This is a genomic window from Legionella jamestowniensis, from assembly GCF_001467745.1.
Lineage (GTDB): Bacteria > Pseudomonadota > Gammaproteobacteria > Legionellales > Legionellaceae > Tatlockia > Tatlockia jamestowniensis.
The window spans coordinates 2,080,278-2,101,568 of sequence record NZ_LNYG01000013.1 but is presented as its reverse complement, the minus strand read 5'-3'; the positions used below and the strand labels follow the sequence as shown (position 1 = coordinate 2,101,568).

Below are 21,291 nucleotides of genomic sequence, written 5' to 3'. Positions count from 1 at the left end.
GGGCCAGCGAAAAGTAAAATGTTCATATCCAATGAATGGATAGAGGGAGTGAAAATCAACTATGTCTAAAAAATATTTTTAAGCAAGTTGATCAAGCCCCTTCAAGCGACCATGGCGCTTTCAGGATGATGCCGGAATTTTGGGCCTTTTTAGCTTTCTGTATATAGCAATGTCTTATCTAAGCAATAGGGTAGGTTGGTTCGTTTCGACCCAACGCAACCAAGCATAGACTTCATGTCGGGTCAAAACGACCCGCCCTATTTTTTTAATAACGATAATGATCCGATTTATAAGGACCTTCAATAGAAACGCCAAGGTACTCTGCTTGCTCCTGAGTAAGTTTAGTCAACTTGGCTCCTATCCTTGCTAAATGTAATCTTGCTACTTTTTCATCCAGGTGTTTGGGTAGAACATAGACTTGATTCTCATAATTCTCGCTATGCTGAAACAGTTCAAGTTGCGCCAATACCTGATTAGTAAACGAGGTTGACATCACGAAACTGGGGTGACCTGTTGCACAACCTAGATTGACAAGACGCCCTTCTGCAAGAACAATTAAACGCTTACCACTAGGGAATATAATGTGGTCAACTTGAGGTTTAATATTTTCCCAAGTATATTGCCGCAAACTTTGAATATCGATTTCAGAATCGAAATGGCCAATATTGCATAAAATGGCTTGATGCTTCATGCGCAACATATGATCATGCGTAACCACATGATAATTTCCAGTGGCGGTAACGACTATATCAACTTGCTCAGCCACGTCATCAAGAGTAACGACTCGGTAGCCTTCCATCGCAGCTTGCAAGGCACAAATAGGGTCAATTTCGCTAATCCACACGGTTGCTCCTTGACCGCGCAATGCTTGTGCACAACCCTTACCCACATCACCATAACCTAAAATTAATGCAACCTTGCCCGCTACCATCACATCCGTAGCTCGTTTCAATCCATCGAGTAAAGATTCGCGACAACCGTAGAGGTTATCAAATTTGGATTTAGTCACCGAGTCGTTAACATTAATGGCTGGAACCTTTAACTGACCTTTCTTAGCCATCTCATAAAGTCTGGCCACGCCCGTGGTCGTTTCTTCAGAAACCCCTTTAATATCGGCAAACATTTCAGGGTATTTTTGATGAATGATCAGTGTTAAATCACCGCCATCATCCAAAAGCAAATTGGGAGTCCAGCCATTAGGTCCACGTAAAGTTTGTTCCACACACCACCAATACTCCTCTTCGGTTTCTCCCTTCCAGGCAAATACCGGTACGCCGGCTGCAGCCATCGCTGCTGCTGCATGATCTTGCGTTGAGAAAATATTACAGGAAGACCATCTGACTTCAGCTCCTAGCGCCTGCAAGGTCTCTATTAAAACCGCCGTCTGAATTGTCATGTGTAAACAACCGGCAATGCGCGCGCCCTTTAATGGTTTTTGACTGGCAAATTCTTCACGCAAAGCCATCAATCCAGGCATTTCAGTTTCGGCAATCGCAATTTCTTTGCGGCCCCAGGCAGCTAAAGATAAATCAGCAATTTTATAGTCTTTGTTTTCACTTGTTTGCTTAATCGCCATATTCGCATGTTCCATAAGTTATCCTTTTAATAGTTAAGCTATAAAGCCTTACTCAAAACAGCGACCTTATCTAAACGCTCCCAGGGAAATTCTTCCCGGCCATAATGACCATAACTAGCCGTTTGACGGTAAATAGGACGCAACAGATCATGATTATCAATAATTCCCTGGGGTGTTAAATCAAAATGAGTATTAATCAAATCGATAATTTCAGCATTAGGTAGGCGGCCAGTATCAAACGTATTAATACTAATTGAGGTAGGTTCAGCGACTCCAATAGCATAAGAAACCTGAACTTCACATTTATCAGCGATGCCTGCAGCTACAATATTTTTAGCCACATGACGAGCCGCATAAGCTGCTGAGCGATCTACTTTCGAAGGATCTTTACCAGAAAAACATCCCCCACCGTGACGAGCCATACCGCCATAGGTATCCACAATAATTTTTCGACCGGTTAAACCGCAGTCACCAAGAGGCCCACCAATAACAAAACGACCTGTCGGATTAATGTAATAACGCGTATGAGGGAAAAGCCATTCAGCAGGTAAAACTGGTTTAATAATTTCCTCACGCACTGCTTCTACCAGTTCTTTATGACTAATTTCTGGTGAATGTTGTGTTGAAAAAACAATGGTATCAATACCAACGGGTTTTCCATCTTCATACTTTAAGGTTAACTGACATTTTGCATCAGGACGAAGCCAGGGGAGACTGTTGTCTTTTCTTAAGGAAGCTTGTTTTGCCATAAGCCTGTGTGAATAAGCAATAGGAGCGGGCATATAGACATCGGTTTCTTTGCTGGCATAGCCAAACATTAAACCTTGATCCCCTGCACCCAGGATTCGGGTTTCGCTATTATCCACACCCCGAGCAATATCAGGGGATTGTTTACCAATCGCACTTAAAACAGCACAAGAGGCCCAGTCAAATCCCATTTCGGAGCTATTATAGCCAATGTCTTTAATGACTTCGCGGACAATGCCCTCAACGTCCACCCAAGCACTGGTAGTGATTTCACCACCTACCAGAACCATACCCGTTTTTACAAAGGTTTCACAAGCAACACGTGCTCTTTTATCTTTGGCTAAAATGGCATCTAGAACGGCGTCAGAGATCTGATCCGCGATTTTATCAGGATGGCCTTCTGAAACGGATTCGGAGGTAAAAACATGAAAATCACTCACACTATATCCTCTTTTGTTGGTTTGACTTCATCATTGAAATAAATTGATCAAAAATGACCAATATATCATGAGGGCCAGGGCTTGCTTCTGGATGTCCTTGAAATCCTAAAGCCGGCTTCTCTTTATGCTGAATACCCTGCAGACTTTGATCAAACAATGAACGATGCGTTACCTGTAAACAGTCAGGTAATGACGACTCATCAATAGTAAACCCATGATTTTGACTGGTGATAAAAACACGCTGGGATCCATTGGTTTCAATAACAGGATGATTCGCCCCATGATGTCCAAATTTCATTTTAACTGATTTGGCGCCACAGGCGAGCGCTAAAATTTGAAATCCAAGACAAATGCCCAAAATGGGAATGTCATCTTGCAGAAATTGACGGGTTGCAGCAATAGCATAATCACAAGCTAAAGGATCTCCCGGGCCATTTGATAAAAAAATTCCATCTGGATTCAACGCCATGACTTCTGCCACTGTTGTTTTGGCAGGTACGATAGTTACATGACAACCTTTATCGTGCAGAATGCGAAGAATGTTATGTTTTACACCGAAGTCATAAGCAACGACATGAAATTGGTTAGGTCTAGAGCCATCCCCCCAATTTCCTCGCCCTTCATGCCAACGCTCAATCGTTTGTCTTGAAACTTCACAGGCTAAATCCATGCCTTCCAAGCCAGAAAATGATTTTGCTTTTTCAATGGCTAAATGAGGTTGATGGATATGGGTACTAATGCAAGCACCAACCGCTCCATGCTCCCGTAATCGTAGTGTTAATTGGCGTGTGTCGATGCCAGCAATTGCCACAACGCCTTGCTTTTTCAACCAATCCGGCAAAGAATGTTCGGCGCGATAGTTACTGGAATAAGAGGAGCATTCGCGAACAACCAAACCTGCCGCCCACACACGAGAAGACTCCATGTCTTGAGAGTTACAGCCAGTATTTCCTACATGTGCTGTTGTCAAGGTAATAATTTGCTTGGCATAGGAAGGATCAGTAAGCATTTCCTGGTAACCGGTCATGGCTGTGTTAAAAACCAATTCACCTACGCAATCACCATTAGCACCAATGGAGAAGCCTTCGAAGATAGTTCCGTCAGAGAGCGCTAAAATTGCTGATTTATTGAACATAAAGGACTCTTTCGTAGTGCGACGCTGTTCTTCACTCACATTGACGCACTAAACTGCACAAAAATACTAAATTGTACAGCAGGTTTATTAAAATTTCATGTCTTCAAAAAATTTTTTTACCCCGTCGAACCAGGAGCTCGAACGTGGTGAGTGTGTTTTTTTACTGCTATCTAAAGAATCCTGAAGTTTTGAAAGTAATTCTTTCTGTTCTTTTGATAAATTAACAGGCGTTTCTACAACCACTCTGCAAAGCAAATCACCCGTTGCATGCCCACGTACGGATTTCATGCCTTTACCACGCAAACGGAAGGTTTTACCCGTTTGTGTTTCACCAGGTACTTTTAAAGTAACACGTCCTTCCAAAGTAGGGACTTCAATGGAACCTCCTAAAGCTGCGGTCATAAAACTAATGGGTACTTCACAATAAAGATCACTGTCATGGCGTTCAAAAATGGCATGTGCCTTAATATTAACCTGAACATACAAATCACCGGCTGGCCCACCATTTATACCCGCTTCACCTTCTCCCCCAAGGCGAACACGATCACCGTTATCAACACCGGCAGGAATTTTCACGGTTAATTTTTTGCTTTCCCTTACACGGCCTTGTCCATGACAACTGTTGCAAGGATCAGTAATTACCTTGCCTTCGCCATGACAGCTTGGGCAGGTTTGTTGAATGGAAAAAAAGCCTTGCTGAATGCGAACTTGCCCTATCCCATTACAGGTTTCACAATTTTTAGGAGTAGATCCTTTTTTTGCGCCTGAGCCATGACAGCTTTGACAAGCGACATGTCTGGGAACCGTAATTTCAATTTGTTTGCCCAGGGCTGCTTCTTCCAAAGTCATCTGCACATTAACTTGTAAGTCCGCACCCCGTTGAGCTCTGGATTGGCCACGCCCTCGGCCTCCGGAAAAAATATTTTCAAAAATATCTTCAAAAACATCGCCAAAGCCACCAAAACCACCATGCCCACCCATTGAAGGATCAACGCCAGCATGTCCAAAACGATCATAAGCGGCACGTTTTTGCGAGTCGGAGAGGACGGCATAAGCACTTTGAATGTCTTTAAACTTCTCTTCTGCTTCCTTGTCATTAGAGTTACGATCGGGGTGATACTTCATTGCCAGTTTACGATAGGCTTTTTTTATCTCAGCGTCACTTGCACTGCGGCTTACCCCGAGAAGCTCATATAAATCCTGCTTTTCCATAATAACTCTAACACCAATTTTAAAGGTTAAACGTCTATTTTACCATTATAGAAGTATAAAAAAGAAACGAAGTGTAAAATTCTCATTTCCTGCTAATACGCCTTGGACGTAGTAAGGCTGATATCGATTGTCGCGATGCCAGCCTTACTTGCTATCCTTTTTTATTTTTTATCGTCCTGTACTTCTTCAAATTCAGCATCAACCACCCCTTCATCAGCTTGTTTAGGCTGCTCGGAAGATTGGGTTTCATGAGGTTGTTGCTGGGATTGAGTTTCAGCAGTTTTCTTAGCATAAACGCGCTCTGCCATTTTACCAGAAACGTTGGTCAGAACTTTTAACTTCTCTTCGATTTGAGCCTTGTCATTTCCTTTCATTGCTTCTTTTAATTCAGCAATAGCAGATTCAATACTACTTTTCTCATCCGCAGATAACTCACCTTCCAAATCCTTCATGGATTTTTCACTACTGTGAATAAGGGCATCCGCCTGATTGCGAATCTCTGCCATTTCTTTGAATTTCTTATCTTCATCTGCATGGGATTTGGCATCTTTAACCATTGCTTCAACTTCTTCCTCGCTTAATCCACTAGAAGCTTTAATGACAATGGATTGTGCCTTGCCCGTTGCCTTGTCTTTTGCAGAAACATTCAAAATACCATTCGCATCAATATCAAAAATAACCTCAATTTGCGGGACGCCACGTGGTGCAGGTGGAATGTCCGTTAAATCAAAACGACCTAAGGATTTATTCGCAGAAGCCTGCTCACGTTCACCTTGCAGTACATGCACGGTTACCGCTGTTTGGTTATCATCGGCTGTAGAAAAGACCTGGTTTGCTTTCGTTGGAATGGTAGTATTTTTTTCAATAAGCTTTGTCATTACACCACCCAAGGTTTCAATACCTAAAGACAATGGAGTTACGTCCAGTAACAAAATGTCTTTGACATCACCGGATAATACCGCTGCCTGGATAGCCGCACCTACTGCCACCGCTTCATCAGGGTTTACGTCCTTGCGTGGTTCTTTACCAAAGAATTCCTGTACTGTCTTTTGCACCATTGGCATACGGGTTTGACCACCGACAAGAATTACTTCATTAATCTGGGAAACATTCAAACCAGCATCTTTCAATGCAATTTTGCAAGGCTCGATAGAGCGCTCAATCAAGTTTTCTACCAATGACTCTAATTTGGCACGAGTTAGCTTGATATTTAAGTGCTTAGGCCCTGAAGCATCTGCAGTAATATAAGGTAAATTCACATCAGTTTGCTGTGCAGAAGACAACTCGATTTTTGCCTTTTCAGCAGCGTCTTTCAGACGTTGCAACGCCAAAGGATCTGAATGTAAATCAATACCAGCATCTTTTTTGAATTCAGCAGCTAGGTACTCAATTAGTGCCAGGTCAAAGTCCTCACCACCTAAGAAAGTATCACCATTGGTTGCCAATACTTCAAATTGATGTTCACCATCCACTTCTGCAATTTCAATAATTGAAATATCAAAGGTACCACCACCTAAGTCATACACAGCGATAACAGAATCACCGCGTTTTTTGTCCATACCGTAAGCAAGGGCTGCAGCAGTAGGTTCGTTGATAATACGTTTTACTTCAAGACCCGCAATACGGCCGGCATCTTTAGTAGCCTGACGTTGTGAATCATTAAAGTAAGCTGGAACAGTAATTACAGCTTCTTTCACCTCTTCACCCAGGTAATCTTCAGCTGTTTTTTTCATCTTGCGTAATACTTCGGCTGAAATTTGTGGGGGGGCCTTGTCCTGGCCTTTAACCCGTACCCATGCATCACCATTATCTGCTTTGATAATTTTATAGGGCACCATTTTAATATCTTTTTGTACAATAGGATCATCAAAACGGCGACCAATTAAACGTTTTACGGCAAAAACCGTATTATCGGGATTAGTCACTGCCTGACGCTTGGCAGCCGCGCCCACCAAAATTTCATTATCATCTGTATAAGCCACGATTGAAGGAGTGGTACGATGACCCTCACTGTTTTCAATAACGCGTGGTTGATTGCCTTCCATTATCGCTACGCAGGAGTTTGTTGTACCTAAGTCGATTCCGATAATTTTTGCCATTTATTCGTGCTCCGATAGTTTTCTAGTTGCAATGTTTCACATATGGGGTGAAATTTGTAAATTTCAAGCCATTTTTTTAAAGCCCTTAAGCTTTTTCATCAATCGATTTTGTTTTGGTAACCACCACTCTGGCAGGACGGATTACCCTGTCGTGGAGTTTGTAACCTTTTTGGAATACTGCCAACACCGTATTCGGCGCAGCACCTTCAGCTTCTTGCATTGACATTGCTTCATGCTCTTGAGGGTTGAACGGTTCACCTAAAGGATTTAGCTGTTTAACCCCATTTTTCTCCAATACATCGAGAAAAAGCTTCATTGTTAATTCCAAGCCTTCATGCATACTGCTGTTTTGCTCTTTTTCAGAGAGTTGTAAAGCTTGTTCAATACTGTCTGCAACCGGTAAAAATGAAGTTAACAGCTTTTCTACCCCATAGCGATGCGCATTACTGACATCTCGCTCTGCGCGGCGGCGTACATTTTCCAGCTCGGCCATTGCTCGAGCGGCTTTTTCCCAATTTTCATGTGCTTTTTGTTCCGCAGCAGTCAATTGTTCCTCAAGCGATTCATAACTTGGGTGTTCAAGTGCAGGCTCATCAAGCATATCCTCTTCATCTTCCAGAAAATCTTCTTCAGAGGAGCGCTCTTCCTCCAAGTCATGCTCTTCTTTGATTTTATGCCAATTTTTTTTATTTTCTTTGCTCATAAGACACTCCCACATAAATTGATGGCAATAGTTGGGGGCTTTTAGCAAAAATTCAAGTGCGAAGCACACTCCCTTGCCTAGTTTAATGATATTGCCACTAAATCATAGCGGCTTTGAATAATTTTGACTGTAATCTTTTTAAGTCTAGTCTATCTGGTAACCCTGTTCCTTACCTCAAGAAAATTAATTTTGCTTAATGTAATAGTAAGATCAAAGTAGAACTTGCCTGAACTGTTCATTCATCGCATACTCAGTATTATTGATAATCAAGAGGTTCTTTTTTATGCGTGAATGGTCGCCAGTTTCTTGGCAAAATTATTCTTATGAACAAGCAGCAAGCTATCCTAATGAAAATCAATTAGCTAAAGTGGTTGAGCAACTAAGCCAACTACCCCCATTGGTTACCAGTGGAGAAATTAAGCATTTAAAACAAGCCATTGCTAAAGCAGGAAAAGGCGAGGCATTCATTTTGCAAGGTGGAGATTGTGCCGAGTCATTTAATGACTGCCGTCCAGACATTATTACCAATAAACTCAAAATTTTATTGCAAATGAGCTTAATCCTGCTTCATGGGATGCGAAAACCCATTGTTAGAGTAGGCCGGATTGCTGGCCAATATGCCAAGCCTCGCTCCTCTGACTTTGAAACCATTAATGGTGTCACTTTACCCAGTTACCGAGGCGATTTAGTGAATTCGCAACAATTTGATGCAGATTCACGTACCCCTAATCCTAAGTTAATGCTTCAAGGCTATAGTTGTGCGGCAATGACCCTTAATTTCGTTCGCGCACTGCTGGATGGAGGTTTTGCAGATTTAAACCATCCTCACCGCTGGGACTTACGATTTGTAGAACATTCCCCCCAGGCTGACGAGTACCATGCTATCGTGCACTCGCTTTCTGACGCGTTAGCTTTTATAGAAGCCATTGATGGCTTACGGGACAGTAACCTTAACAAAGTCGATTTTTATACCTCGCATGAAGCACTACATCTTCACTATGAACAAGCGCTAACTCGCCAGTTGCATGATGGCCTATGGTATAACTTATCCACGCATTTACCGTGGATAGGTATGCGTACCGCCAAGCTTGAAAGCGCCCATCTAGAATTCATGCGCGGCATACAAAATCCCATAGGAATTAAAATTGGGCCTAGTGCTACGAAAGAATGGTTAGCAGAGGTCATAAAAATTCTTAATCCACAGCGCGAAGAAGGGCGATTACTCCTTATTACCCGTTTAGGCGCAAAAGACATTAAAAAATTATTACCACCGCTTATTGAAGCAGTAAAAACAACTAAATGCCCTATTACCTGGTCTTGTGACCCCATGCATGGCAATACAGAGACCACACCCGATGGCATTAAAACAAGGCATTTTGACAATATCCTCTCTGAACTACAGCAAGCGGTTACTATCCACCGTGAAATGGGCAGCTACTTAGGTGGGGTTCATTTTGAGTTGACTGGAGATAATGTCACCGAATGTATTGGTGGGGCCCGTGGTTTAAATGAAGAAGATTTAAAAAGAGCCTATCGCAGCTTGGTTGATCCCCGTTTAAATTACGAACAATCATTAGAGATGGCCATTCAATTAAGCCGGCAGTTTAAATCGCTGTAGGATAAAAATAGTGTAATAATTCTCTTGATTTAAGACAGTTAAATGAGAAAAACCACTAGAAGAATCTTCTAGTGGCACAAGAATTAACGTTTGTATTGACCAGGTTGGTCTTTCTTTTGACCCTCACCCGGTTGATGACCTTGTTTTTGACCACCTTGGCCTGGGGCTTGTTTTCTTTCATCGGGATTTTGTCCCATGTTATGACTATCTTTTTGGCCTTGTTGGTTTTGATTGAAACGTTCTTTATCTTCCCTGTCCATGATTATCTCCTTGTTAATATTTAATAGGGGTAAGTCAAAGTATAGACCATGAAAAACTGATAAATTGAGATAAACCAGGAGTGAATCGCTTGTCCTAACAAAGCGGCTTAAAGAAACCAAGTTCATTCAAAGAGATACAAAATATCGCAAGAAAAAAAAATTTATAACATTTTTTTTATTCAATCTTTTCTCTTTGTTTACACTAAAACACGATCTTAATACGGTGAAGCGCGTTAAACCTTGCTATCCTATAATCGTGGTTAGAAAATCTTGCACGGCTAACACTATATTAATGAAGTCAAAAGAAAGTATGGTGAGCATGCTTTATAGCTATAAAAGAAGCCTAAAATACTTTTGGTGAACTCCACTTTGAGCGAAGAACCGCTGCAAGACCTAACCCACTTCATTATGTCTTACCGATTTAGGTTAATGCCCCAGCACCTTCTCTAAGAAATCAGGAAATATTGCATGATTGAAAAAATAGTCTCTGGCGGACAAACAGGTGTGGACCAGGCAGCATTATTTGTTGCTAAGGAAATGGGTATTGAGATTGGCGGCTGGTGTCCTAAAGGCGGACTGGATGAGAATAATGTTAACGTATTAAAACAATTCCCTGCTTTGAAAGAAGCTACCACCAACAATCCTGATGAGAGAACCCTATTAAATATCCGCGATTCAGACGGGACCTTAATTATTGTACCAAGCTGGCCTTTACCCGAAAGAATAAAAGACGGTACGAGATTAACCATTAAAGACACTAAACTTCAAAAAAAACCTCATTTAATTATTAACCTGAACAATAAAAATGAGATTGTGCAAACCATCCAAGCTTGGATAAGTGAGTACGCTATTCGTGTTTTGAATATCGGTGGCCCAAGGGAATCTAATAGTCCTGGGATATATCAGGAAGCTTGTAAGCTACTCAGAAAAGTATTTGCTGCAAACATTCTCTAACCAAGCGTACTCCTGATTAGAATTCTTTAAACCGAAGCTAAGTTTGGAAACACAGAAAAATCAATAGGATGTAAATAAATTGAATTAGTTTTGACTTAATCTGACACAACCACTTGAAAAGGTGAGAGTTTCCGGTTTTGATAGAAGTGCGAACTTTAACCAAACCAAGAGGAAAACTCTCATGATACTAAGATCTTCTTCTTTTTGGCATAACCCAACGTGTTTTTGATTCACTGCCAGTTGATGTTGTATTCTGATTATTTTTTGACGGACTCTCTCCAGACGTATTGTTCATTCTAGTCATGGTGTTAATAAACGAGGCAGAACATTCTGACGCCTTAGTCTTTTTGCTTATTAATTCATCAATTTCTGTTTTAGCCTCAGGAACAATAGCTAAAATAGCTTGTAGACATTTTTCATTTGAATTTTTTACGAGAATATCTAACAATGAATTACCATCTTCATTTGTTGTTTTAATGGCTTCTAAGCGCACTTCTTTAGGCAAACTTTCAAGAGTAATCATCATTCCTTCAGGAGAATTACGTAATGTTGCAAGATTGTGAAGTATTGGGTCGCCATTTAATCGGTCTTTTGCATTAATCGCTTGTAATCTATCGTCAGGTGGAATGAGTGATAACAGTTCTTTGTAGGAAACGAATTTATCATTCTTATCTACTAAAAGATGAATTAAAGGATCGCCATTACAATTTCGTTCTTGAGCAATCTCTGCTATAAACTTTGGGTCGATTAGCATTAAAATAGCTAATAAACGTTGATTATTATTCGAATCTCTCGCTGCAATATGCAATAAGGAATTTTGATCATAATTTTTCTCTTTAAGAACGTTTAAAAGCTTCTCCTGCCCTAAAGGATTTAAATATTTTTTTATAGCCTTTAATCCTTCATCAATGTCTTGTACGATTGTAAATAGAATTAAACATTGGTTAGGAGCATTTTGTTTTTTTGCAGAATCCAAATTAATCTCAAGTAAGTCATTTGCTATATTTTCGTTAAGAATTTTTGTAATTTGGTGGGCGGCCCTTTTTACACACATGCCTTTATTAATTTTTAATAAAACATCCATTAAAGAAACAGGTTTATCACTTACATTAATACTCAAGCCTAAAATTTTATCTTTCAACTCACTATCTGTGACGTTATCAATTAACTCTTTAAATTCAACAATTGCAATTAATGCATTTGAACTCCCTGCTGACAGTTTATAGGCAAAATTTGCAATTGCCTCTTTAAAGGTCAGCGTGTTAATCAGAAACTCACTACTTTTATCAATACTTCTAGCCATTGTTAAACCATCGAAAATTCAGTTAAAAATAATTATAGTTTAATTGTGACAACACTGAATTTACCCAAAATGAATTTAACGAAATCATGCCCCGCTATAAGAAGATTGTTGATAAAATTCATTACAAATCCTTGCCGATGAATTAGAGGTCAATGTGGGTTGGCTTTTGGATAAGAAAACTCAAAAAAGAGACAATAAAAAGAAGAAAAATCCAAATTCCATCTTTTCATTTTGTTTACACTAAAGAGGGCTTTTAAAGCGGTCGAAAGTGATAATTCTTGCTATTCTATAATCGTGGTTAGAAAATCTTGCACGGCTAACACATTAAGCTAGGAGATCAAAAGAAAGTATGGTGAGCATGCTTTGTAGTTATAAAAGAAGCCTAAAATACTTTTGGTGAACTCACGTTAAGCGAAGAACCGCTGCAAGACCTAACCTCTCACACCTCATTATTTCGTAACTGGTCGACCTTTATGTTTTATAAAGTTTGTCATTTTCGAACTACTTGTAGTATTTTTTGAATATCCTTTTCATTTTGCAAATTATCGAAGTCACCTCTTAAAATTTTTAGTGAATATTTTTCAGAGTCAATTTCCCTTTGAGTTCGAACTTTTAATGCTCTTAAAATGGGTAAAGGAGGACACCAACCTTGAACTGCATGTAAAGCTAAAAATGGAAGTACAAGGCCCGGGAGAATAAGCCAATAAGCATTTACAAATGCGCCTAATAAAACACCAATAAAAGCTAAAATAGAAGCATTTAGCTCTAATACTCTTTCCACATTATATTCTTTTTCAATTTTGTCAATTCTTTGACTTATCTTATCCGAACTCGCAGTAGAGAAAGACTGAAGAGTTGATATGATTTTATTGTCAATAGCTTGATTAGAAGAATAGGAAGTATTGGCTCTCACGTGATCTTTTTCCATAATCCCTCCTTAGATATTTTAACTAAAGTATACTACACAATAAACTTATTTAAGAGAGTTTGACCGTAAACACCCTATATTAGATGTATTCTGATTAGAGTTCTCCCACATAAGCTACATTTAAGAACAGGAAGAAAGTATATTGGATGAATATGAGAATAGATCTTGTAATATTTGATAATGATGGTGTTCTAATTGACAGTGAAATTATATGGCATCAATTTTGTGCAAAAGAAATGACACGCCTTGGATACGCTATGACTGTCGAACAGTCCTTAAGATTATTTTCTGCTGTCAGTCATGAAAAAACATTCGCAGATATTCTAGTGAATGAGTATGGTTCATCTGATATAGGATTGGATTTTTCTAAAATTGGGTATGAAACTGAAACCAATTATTCTTCTCTTCTAAAACCAGTTGAGAATATTCAACAACTTTTAGATTTTCTGGATAACAAAAAAATAAAAAAATGCGTGGCTTCTAATGGTGACTTTGATTACATAAAAAATACCTTGGAATTTACCGGCTTAAAGAAATATTTTGATGATGAATCAATTATAGGTATAGGGGAAATGCAGCGAAAACCAGAACCAGATGTTTTTCTACAAGCAGCACATAAATTCGCAGTTTCCCCAGAACACTGTCTGGTAATTGAAGATCATGCTCTAGGTATTAAGGCAGCAAAAGCTGCACACATGAAAGTGATTGGATTTTTAGGCGCTACTCATGCACAACATATTGATCACTATAATTGGCTTGCTCATGCAGGACCTATGAAAATAGCAAACTGTGTACGTGAATTATTGGAAATAATAAAACAGGAACTTGAGAGCAAGACAAGTTGACAGAGGCTATACCATACCTTCTTGAAATTATACTATTCAATATACACTCTGTATCATTAATAAAATTTAAATTACGAACTATCAAGCGAAGTAAGACATAACTGTAGAATATGTTTAGCCAATAGTCATACCAGAGGTAATCAGTCGAGTGTATTGAAAACTTTCAAAAACTTACAAATAAAATTTGCTTCTGCATGAATTTAATGAATTTTAGAATTACAATTTTGAAAATAGTGTTGGTCGGTAATAAAAATCAGCTGTTTTAATTAATTTGGGGTTTGGTTTTGTTGCTATAACTTGTAAACACCAAAAGCTAACGGGTATAAGAGTTTCTTCAGAGAATCCTGCTTCCTTTAAATATTCTTCAACAAAGTCATTTAAAAAATCTGATTTTTTAGATTCTGGGATTTGTTTTATCTGAGATCCTGCGGCATTGAAAAACTCCTTTAGTTGCTCTTTTGTTTTAAACGAATAAGTCATTTCTTCTTCCGACATTTCAATTACTTCTAGTCCAGATTGAACAACCATTTCTTTGTAATCAATTGGGTCAAAAAATGAACGGGGGTTTATGAAGTCAATAAAGTAATCTTTCCATTTTTTGCTAGAGCAAATTTTGTCTAGAATCAGATGATATAATGATTTTTTGTGCGATAAAAGGAGGGCTATTTGAGCGCCATAGGCTGCGGATTTTGCTATACCAAATAGAGCGTTTTGCTGATCTTTGACCCAATGGAGACAATTAAAAGAAGTAACAATATCAAATTGTTCTCTAAAAAAATTTTTGCTAGCATCCATAGCTAAAAAACGCAGATTAAATTGATCTTGATATTTTTTAGAGGCAAATTCGATCATTTGTTCTGAAATATCAGTTCCAATAACACACCCTTCACGAACAATTCCAGCAATATCGTTGGTAATTACTCCATCTCCACATCCAATATCTAAAACTCTGGATTTATTCTCAAATGAAATTTTGCTTAGAATTTTCATAGCAAAATTATATTGCAGTGCATTGTTTTGACTATATTTATTGGGATCTTTATATATGTGATTAATCATAATATTTATATTTTAAAGTACTAAATTATTTTACAAAATATTATGAGAGATTGAAAAAGCATAGTTTTGATTATGCTTCTAATTTAGACATTTTTAATTGATCAAAAGATATACGTCTATTAATGAATTATAAAACTAACCCTATACCCACAGAAAACAATAGGCATAGGGTCAGATCTTGCCTTTTGCCATCAAGAATCTTTCCAAGCAAAAGACAAAATCTGCCCCCTATGCCTGCTACTATGTCTCTCTATCTGAAAATTGATGGCTTAACATCGATCAGGATAAGAATGTTATTACAGATCCTAAAATTAAATCATCAAAATATATATCACTTTATAAATATCATGTAATATCTAAAATTGGATAATATTTATCTTTCCAATATCTATTTTTAAGTAACCGCGAAACTATACGTTAAATGAAAAATGACTGTTGAAAATAAAGAAGTAAACAATCAAAGTCTTCTAACTCCAGGACAACGCCTAAAGCATATCCGCTCTGTTTTACGGTTAAGTCGAGCATACTTACAGGAAAAATATGGATTACCGGAAGTAACTTTAAAATCTTGGGAGAATGGAACTACAAAGTTAACTTCAACTGGTGCGCAACGTTGTGTAGAAGCATATCGTAACGAAGGGATAATTGTTAGTGAAGAATGGATTTTGGAAGGAGTTGGATTGGATCCAAAATCTACTATAACTGTAAGTCACTATTTTGCAACTCCAACCAATCAAGATCTACCCATTGAAGATGAAGAAATATCTATGGTGAAAGATGCTAATCTATTTAAAGAAAGCCATTCAAATGCGGTTATAATGATTGTATCAAATGCCGATATGAGACCATTTTATTTGCCTGGAGATTACATTGGCGGACGGTTGCGCAATTTAGACAAAATAGAAACAGCAGTAAATAAAGACTGCATTGTTTATTTAAGAAATGGAGAAAAGTTCTTTAGGCGGTTAGTAAAGGATACATTGGGTTATTATAATCTAACCTGTTTAAATCCATCGGAAACAACTTCGGAACCTGTACTTTATAATGTTGAGATTGAAAGCGTCGCGCCTGTTATCTGGCATAGATGGAAAGATGAATAAATTTTTACTTATTATCAACGGGTATAAAAGATCTTGCTTCTTTTTCAACTATTTTGATTAAATCATTTTTTATGAAAAATATTTTATCATGATATCTTTTAATAAAATTAAAAGAGTCGAAATTAGAATACCCTGTTCCAAATGTAATCATATAATTAAATTTTTTAAACCGCTCCATAAATATAATTCCATTACTAATACCCATTTTGGCTCTTTGTCTCATAATTTCTTTACCAAAATTATCTACAAAATCAACTTCATCGAAAGGAATTATTTTTCTATTGGTATGTAATGTTACTCTCCTAATAGGATCATAATTCGCATAATTATTATCAATGAAATGTTTTTGCCACTCCGTTAACGACATCAATGAGGTACTCTGGCTGGTTAATGTGTTTTGGATACCAATTGCAAAATAATCAATCTGAGGTATATCTACTGTATTAATGTATTCAAAAAAAGTTTTAGTTGTTGTTCGCGTTATTATGGGCAAATATTCCCTTTGTAGAGAATTCATGATATCCCTTTAGAAAAAATGTTGAAACAAATGTTACTAATGCAGCAAACATCAAGTAATAAATTGATGCCATTAAATTAAATTTTTTTATAAGTAAAAAGCTAATAATAGGTACTATCCCGCCTAATATACCGAAACTAAAATTAAAAGAAATAGAAAGGATAGTACTTCTAGTGTGAGGTCTTAACAAATTAATTAATAAGCCAGGAGTTGTCCCTGCATTTAAGGTTGTCAGAATTGCAAAACTTAAAATAAATATATAAATATTTTTTGTATGTATCAATCCATAAAATAATGGGTAACTAAATATAAAATAAAAAATACATGCTATTCTAGCTATTGGTATCCCTCCTATTTTATCAGCTAGCAAACCAATAATTGGAATGATAAGTAATCTAATGAATAGAGAAAGAGCATTATCACCAACTACATTACTAACCTCCAACTTTAGAATTTCATTTAAAAAGCTAGGCAAAAACATAAACACATAATAAAAGGCGGTAGCAGGTAAAAATGTGAGTCCAAAAGAAATTAAATAACTTTCAAAATCATTTTTGTAAGAATATAAAATAGGATTTTGTGAAAAAAACTCGCTTTTGACTTTTTCAAATACTACTGTTTCTAACATTTTTTTTCGTAATATGTAAGCTGCTATTCCAATTAATGCAGATAAAGCATAAGCAATACGCCAGCCCCATGATTCTAAACTTTCATACGATAATAGATGATAAAAAAGGGTTGCCGTAGTCGAAGCTATCAAAATACCCAAACTACCAGTACATGCTCCAATACTGCCCCAAAAATAGAGCTTGTTTGGTTTAGAGGTCTCGCAGAGATATATAATATTATTTGAATACTCGCCTCCGATACAAATTCCTTGCCATACTCTCAGCACTACAAGAAAAGCAGGAGCTAATATTCCAATTCTTTGGTAAGTGGGCAAAATTGAAAAAATCAACGTTGGGATTGTTATCAATAAAGGAGTTATCCTGAGGCTTGCTGATCTTCCATATTTATCGCCAATATAGCCAAATAACAATCCACCTATTGGTCTAGCAAAAAATCCCACTGCAAAGACCGAAAAAGCCTTTAATAAACCTAGTGATGGGGATGAACTTGGGAAATATAACCGTATTATAATTTGAGAAAAAAAGCCATAAAGAGCAAAATCATACCACTCAAGTACACTACCTAAGCTACTAGCAATCTTATCCTTAATATGCGCCATTATATAGAACTTAATATTTTAATTATTATCCAAACCCTTTTGATCGCGGTCAGAAAAAATCTCTTTAGCTGTTGCAATGCCATTTAACGCTGCGGGGAATCCTGCATACCCTGCAACATGCGTCATAATATCAACAATTTCTTGTCGACTAATTCCAATATTGAGGGCGGCGTTTATATGATAACCTAACTGGGGTTTAGCATTCCCTAAAGTCGCTAAGATAGTAATTGTTAGCATCTGCTTAGTTTTTAAATCGAGGCCCGGCCTACTGTATAGATCGCCAAAAATAAATTCTAAAACATAATTTGCGAGATCTGGTGCTGTTTTTCCTAATCCTTTTAAAACCCCCTGCTCTCCCCCCTCAATTAAGCTGTTTATAATTTTTGATCCTCTTTCAAAACGATCAGATTTCATAATTAACTCCAAAAAAATATCTGAAAATAGATAATAAAAAATTGACATTATCTACAAAGGGATAATAATATCTGTTCGCGGATAACTATATCATTTATCAGATAATTGAAACAGGGGGATATGATTAATCGTCATTTGAAACTATAGGAAGATTGGATTGAAGAAAATAATATTTGTCCAAAAATTACCTATCATTTCATTTTCTACATCACAAAAAATGATTAGAAGCGAACCAAGAATTGAATTGATTACAATACATCTTTATGAATCTTTTTTAAAAATTTATGAAGTCTAAAAGATCAATATAAGAATATTAATGGTAATAAAAATCAATATTTATAAAGGGAGCAACAGTATCTATGAAAGATGTACCATATATTTTAAGCCTGGCTTATAAAAAACAAATTGATGAAGTATGCAAACCACTGGGAAGAATCGGGCTTAAGCATTTTGTGATGTATTTAATCTTCAATGATGGCACACCCTTAATTCTGTCAAATGTCTATCCAATCATTCTCTCCTACTATCAAGATGCCCTTTATCAGGAAGACTACACTTACACAGCACGGCTCATTGACGCTGCCCGGGAAGGGTTTTACCTGTGTAATGAAGTGCAATCTATTTCACCTCAATTTAAAGAGTTACTTGCAGAAAAATATAACATCCATCCCATTTATAATCTCGTGAGGCGCTGTGCAGAATGTACGTTTATTTTTAGTGCAATACGAGATACACCTACAATGGAAAGTCATCTTTTTTACCAAAGAACAATCGCTGCGTTTGAAAATTTTTGTGTTAACTTTGTCGATGCTTTTTTAGAGTTAATTACTTTTTGCAATCCTAAATACAAACTCTCTTTCATTTTGACCAATAAATCCTTTCGCCATGCCGTGATTAAGGGCGGATATACTGAAAATAACCTACTTTCCATGCGGGAACAGGAATGTTTATGGCTCACAGCTCAGGGAAAATCCGGTAAGCAAATTGCTCAGACTTTAAAAATAAGTCCTTACACTGTCGAAAAATATCTTAAAAATATCCGCGAAATCTTTAATTGCCATACCATCATTGAAGCGGTCATCGAGGGTATACACCGAGGCATGATTGGGCGAATGAATTTAAATAAAAATACCTTAAGTGCCATTAACAGCAAACTAAATTTCGCTAAGCCTATTATTGGAATAGATACCGTTAGTTAATAAATCATTCATTATAGAGGAATATTTTGTTAGTAATGCAATAGGCTGTGGGGGTAAATGATTTACTAAACAATTATCAGCGTTTGTTGGCTCAAGGATATAACCTTTTTTAATGTATTGTAAGTTCGTCTTAGACGCAATGAATAAGGTTTTATCCTGTTCCATTCAAAGTCAATCTAAATTGTCACAAGAACAAGCTGCGCTTGTAATTTAGACATTTTTAATTGATCTAAAGATATACGTCTATTAATGAATTATAAAACTAACCCTATACCCACAGAAAATACGTTTTTAACGCAGCTATTTGAAAATAAAATGTTAAATTTATTATCAAAAAGCTATCTATTTAAACAACATGATAACATTAACATTCATTAAATTATTTTCAAGATTTAAAATGACACAAGCCAAAATCGAGACATCTTACCAGACAGAAAAACCTGATGTAGAAGCATTAGAAAGGAAGCCCAAATATCGCAAGTAAGTGTGGCCACCGTGACAGAGAGCGATCATCCTGTAACCTATGGCCATGGGGATGTGAATAAAGATACGGTTTTCGGAGCTGCTTCACTCAGCAAACCTATATTTGCTTATCTCGTATTAAAGCTTGTAGAGACAGGAAAGCTCACTTTGGATATGACAGGGCTTAATGACATTTTGTCTTTCAAAACCTTTTGCGAACAACATGGTTTCAAATGGAAAAATGATGAAGAAATTAATGAAGAGGACATTGCGCGCATTAATGCATTTACACCAGAATGATTCTCTCTCATAAAACTGGGTTTGATTTAAATAATCGCACTAATGAGGTTAATCATCAATTTGAACCTGGCCAAGAGTACTACAGGTATTCAGGTTTGCCTTTATTTTATTTGCAAAAAGTGATTGAAAACTTCACGAACCAACACTTGCACTAATGCTAGAGGATGGTTCTATTGAAGAAAATAAACTGTATGTTTCCATTACCCCTTCGAATCTAAGATATACAATTTATAACCTTACAGGCATAGGGGTATCCGGAACCATCGACTTAAAAACACTAAATTGCAATTTACAGGAGCTCTCTGATATTCAAGAGCTTAATCCATATCTCCCTAAAATTCTTGAAGAGGTAGCAAAACGAGGTCATACCTCCAATCTTGAAGTACTTGCTAGGAAATATATATTTGAACCACTACATATGAACCATACAAGCTTTGGGAAGAACCCATGTGCGGCAAATAGTTTAAGCACGACTGCTGAAGATTACGCACTGTTTGTGCAAGCCTGGATGAATGATAAGCAATTTACAATATGCATTTGAACCCCAAATTAATATGTCTAATGATCCTTGGGCACAAGAGGTTGTCTCTAATAAAGAGGACTTAAAATATGTAGCCGAGTGTTTGGGCTTTCAACTAGAATTAGATGAGAATGGCAAACCACTTACAGCATTCAAAACTGGTGATATGGGCCCCTGGAGAGGATGGGTTGCTATCGATTTAAATGAGGATATGAGACAGAGAAGAGCAACCGTTTACTTTGCAAAGGGTCCAGAGTTGGATGGGAATGGACATATTCTTGCCGAAACCTTAATGGATGGCTATCAGTTAAGTCACGGACTTTATTGGTTTAAAGAGAAATACGGTTTTGCCACTAACTTAGAACAAAACTGGGAAGCTTTACAAAAAATGCGATGCGATCGAGGCATGGCGTATCAAGATAGATCACCTAAATTGCCTAAACGAAAGGAAGTCACTGAACCAATTGATAGCACAAAAAAATGTTCCAGATTATACCACCTAGACCAAAATCGACACTAAAAACGATTGAATTTCAAAAAAAAGAAACCCATTCAAATAAGTCCATTCAAGACGTTGAGGAAAGAAAGGATAAGAAAGTACAAGAGGCGCGAAAATTTAATCCTAGCCCACTATCTACTTCCTATGATCTTTATAAAGGATTCAATAGTAAC

Annotated in this window: 21 protein-coding genes; 8 read left to right on the top strand and 13 right to left on the bottom strand. The window is 37.4% G+C overall.

Features of this window, described 5'->3' with window-relative positions:
- Positions 1 to 265 precede the first annotated feature (265 nt).
- From ahcY to grpE, 6 genes are all read right to left on the bottom strand, one after another.
- On the bottom strand, positions 266 to 1,576 hold the full coding sequence (ahcY, locus tag Ljam_RS13715) for an adenosylhomocysteinase (protein WP_202967574.1): 1,311 nt from the start codon (positions 1,574 to 1,576) through the stop codon (positions 266 to 268).
- Between the two features lie 38 nt (positions 1,577 to 1,614).
- On the bottom strand, positions 1,615 to 2,763 hold the full coding sequence (metK, locus tag Ljam_RS13710) for a methionine adenosyltransferase (RefSeq protein ID WP_058450553.1): 1,149 nt from the start codon (positions 2,761 to 2,763) through the stop codon (positions 1,615 to 1,617).
- Between the two features lies 1 nt (position 2,764).
- Complete coding sequence (carA, locus tag Ljam_RS13705) at positions 2,765 to 3,898, bottom strand: glutamine-hydrolyzing carbamoyl-phosphate synthase small subunit (protein WP_058450552.1); 1,134 nt, start codon at positions 3,896 to 3,898, stop codon at positions 2,765 to 2,767.
- An 87-nt stretch (positions 3,899 to 3,985) separates the two neighbouring features.
- The gene (gene dnaJ, locus Ljam_RS13700) at positions 3,986 to 5,110 is read right to left on the bottom strand and encodes a molecular chaperone DnaJ (RefSeq protein ID WP_058450551.1); all 1,125 of its coding nucleotides are present in this window, start codon (positions 5,108 to 5,110) and stop codon (positions 3,986 to 3,988) included.
- A 161-nt stretch (positions 5,111 to 5,271) separates the two neighbouring features.
- On the bottom strand, positions 5,272 to 7,209 hold the full coding sequence (gene dnaK / locus Ljam_RS13695) for a molecular chaperone DnaK (RefSeq protein ID WP_058450550.1): 1,938 nt from the start codon (positions 7,207 to 7,209) through the stop codon (positions 5,272 to 5,274).
- A gap of 85 nt (positions 7,210 to 7,294) precedes the next feature.
- Positions 7,295 to 7,912, bottom strand: a complete 618-nt coding sequence (gene grpE / locus Ljam_RS13690; RefSeq protein WP_058450549.1) for a nucleotide exchange factor GrpE — start codon at positions 7,910 to 7,912, stop codon at positions 7,295 to 7,297.
- A 283-nt stretch (positions 7,913 to 8,195) separates the two neighbouring features.
- Between grpE and Ljam_RS13685 the strand changes: the two genes are divergently transcribed.
- Positions 8,196 to 9,530, top strand: a complete 1,335-nt coding sequence (locus tag Ljam_RS13685; RefSeq protein ID WP_058450548.1) for a 3-deoxy-7-phosphoheptulonate synthase class II — start codon at positions 8,196 to 8,198, stop codon at positions 9,528 to 9,530.
- Positions 9,531 to 9,613: 83 nt separating this feature from the next.
- Here Ljam_RS13685 and Ljam_RS15275 read toward each other — a convergent pair whose 3' ends face one another.
- Positions 9,614 to 9,790, bottom strand: coding sequence for a hypothetical protein (locus tag Ljam_RS15275; protein ID WP_156411933.1), 177 nt, complete (start codon positions 9,788 to 9,790; stop codon positions 9,614 to 9,616).
- 468 nt (positions 9,791 to 10,258) lie between these two features.
- Between Ljam_RS15275 and Ljam_RS13680 the strand changes: the two genes are divergently transcribed.
- A complete protein-coding gene (locus tag Ljam_RS13680) occupies positions 10,259 to 10,744 on the top strand; it encodes a putative molybdenum carrier protein (protein WP_058450547.1) in 486 nt (161 codons plus the stop codon).
- A gap of 187 nt (positions 10,745 to 10,931) precedes the next feature.
- Here the strand turns inward: Ljam_RS13680 and Ljam_RS13675 are convergent, their stop codons facing one another.
- Together Ljam_RS13675 and Ljam_RS13670 are read right to left on the bottom strand one after the other, a co-directional pair.
- Positions 10,932 to 12,047, bottom strand: a complete 1,116-nt coding sequence (locus Ljam_RS13675; RefSeq protein WP_058450546.1) for a hypothetical protein — start codon at positions 12,045 to 12,047, stop codon at positions 10,932 to 10,934.
- A gap of 490 nt (positions 12,048 to 12,537) precedes the next feature.
- Positions 12,538 to 12,975, bottom strand: coding sequence for a hypothetical protein (locus Ljam_RS13670; RefSeq protein WP_058450545.1), 438 nt, complete (start codon positions 12,973 to 12,975; stop codon positions 12,538 to 12,540).
- A gap of 152 nt (positions 12,976 to 13,127) precedes the next feature.
- On the opposite strand from Ljam_RS13670, the gene Ljam_RS13665 reads away from it, so the two are divergent.
- Positions 13,128 to 13,820 carry an HAD family hydrolase gene (locus Ljam_RS13665; protein WP_058450544.1) on the top strand — a complete coding sequence of 231 codons (693 nt, stop codon included), beginning with the start codon at positions 13,128 to 13,130 and terminating at the stop codon, positions 13,818 to 13,820.
- A gap of 216 nt (positions 13,821 to 14,036) precedes the next feature.
- Here the strand turns inward: Ljam_RS13665 and Ljam_RS13660 are convergent, their stop codons facing one another.
- Positions 14,037 to 14,879, bottom strand: coding sequence for a class I SAM-dependent methyltransferase (locus tag Ljam_RS13660; RefSeq protein WP_058450543.1), 843 nt, complete (start codon positions 14,877 to 14,879; stop codon positions 14,037 to 14,039).
- A 428-nt stretch (positions 14,880 to 15,307) separates the two neighbouring features.
- Here Ljam_RS13660 and Ljam_RS13655 point away from each other — a divergent pair, with 428 nt between their 5' ends.
- The gene (locus Ljam_RS13655; RefSeq protein WP_058450542.1) at positions 15,308 to 15,979 is read left to right on the top strand and encodes a hypothetical protein; all 672 of its coding nucleotides are present in this window, start codon (positions 15,308 to 15,310) and stop codon (positions 15,977 to 15,979) included.
- Positions 15,980 to 15,983: 4 nt separating this feature from the next.
- Here the strand turns inward: Ljam_RS13655 and Ljam_RS13650 are convergent, their stop codons facing one another.
- Genes Ljam_RS13650 through Ljam_RS13640 form a run of 3 tightly spaced genes read right to left on the bottom strand, consistent with a single transcriptional unit; the run spans position 15,984 to position 18,138 of the window.
- Positions 15,984 to 16,496, bottom strand: coding sequence for an autoinducer binding domain-containing protein (locus Ljam_RS13650; RefSeq protein WP_058450541.1), 513 nt, complete (start codon positions 16,494 to 16,496; stop codon positions 15,984 to 15,986).
- The gene (locus Ljam_RS13645) at positions 16,444 to 17,724 is read right to left on the bottom strand and encodes an MFS transporter (RefSeq protein WP_058450540.1); all 1,281 of its coding nucleotides are present in this window, start codon (positions 17,722 to 17,724) and stop codon (positions 16,444 to 16,446) included. Before Ljam_RS13645 ends, Ljam_RS13650 begins: the two co-directional genes overlap by 53 nt.
- Positions 17,725 to 17,742: 18 nt before the next feature.
- Positions 17,743 to 18,138, bottom strand: coding sequence for a carboxymuconolactone decarboxylase family protein (locus tag Ljam_RS13640; protein ID WP_058450539.1), 396 nt, complete (start codon positions 18,136 to 18,138; stop codon positions 17,743 to 17,745).
- 359 nt (positions 18,139 to 18,497) lie between these two features.
- On the opposite strand from Ljam_RS13640, the gene Ljam_RS13635 reads away from it, so the two are divergent.
- The 4 genes from Ljam_RS13635 (at position 18,498) to Ljam_RS13620 (ending at position 21,139) form a co-directional block, all read left to right on the top strand.
- Positions 18,498 to 19,337: a response regulator transcription factor gene (locus Ljam_RS13635; protein WP_058450538.1), complete on the top strand. Its 840-nt coding sequence runs from the start codon at positions 18,498 to 18,500 to the stop codon at positions 19,335 to 19,337.
- A gap of 495 nt (positions 19,338 to 19,832) precedes the next feature.
- Positions 19,833 to 20,099: a beta-lactamase family protein gene (locus tag Ljam_RS15680; RefSeq protein ID WP_238583737.1), complete on the top strand. Its 267-nt coding sequence runs from the start codon at positions 19,833 to 19,835 to the stop codon at positions 20,097 to 20,099.
- A gap of 154 nt (positions 20,100 to 20,253) precedes the next feature.
- Positions 20,254 to 20,640, top strand: coding sequence for a hypothetical protein (locus Ljam_RS13625; RefSeq protein WP_058450536.1), 387 nt, complete (start codon positions 20,254 to 20,256; stop codon positions 20,638 to 20,640).
- On the top strand, positions 20,612 to 21,139 hold the full coding sequence (locus Ljam_RS13620; protein ID WP_058450535.1) for a hypothetical protein: 528 nt from the start codon (positions 20,612 to 20,614) through the stop codon (positions 21,137 to 21,139). The genes Ljam_RS13625 and Ljam_RS13620 overlap by 29 nt, the downstream gene beginning before the upstream one ends.
- Positions 21,140 to 21,291 lie beyond the last annotated feature (152 nt).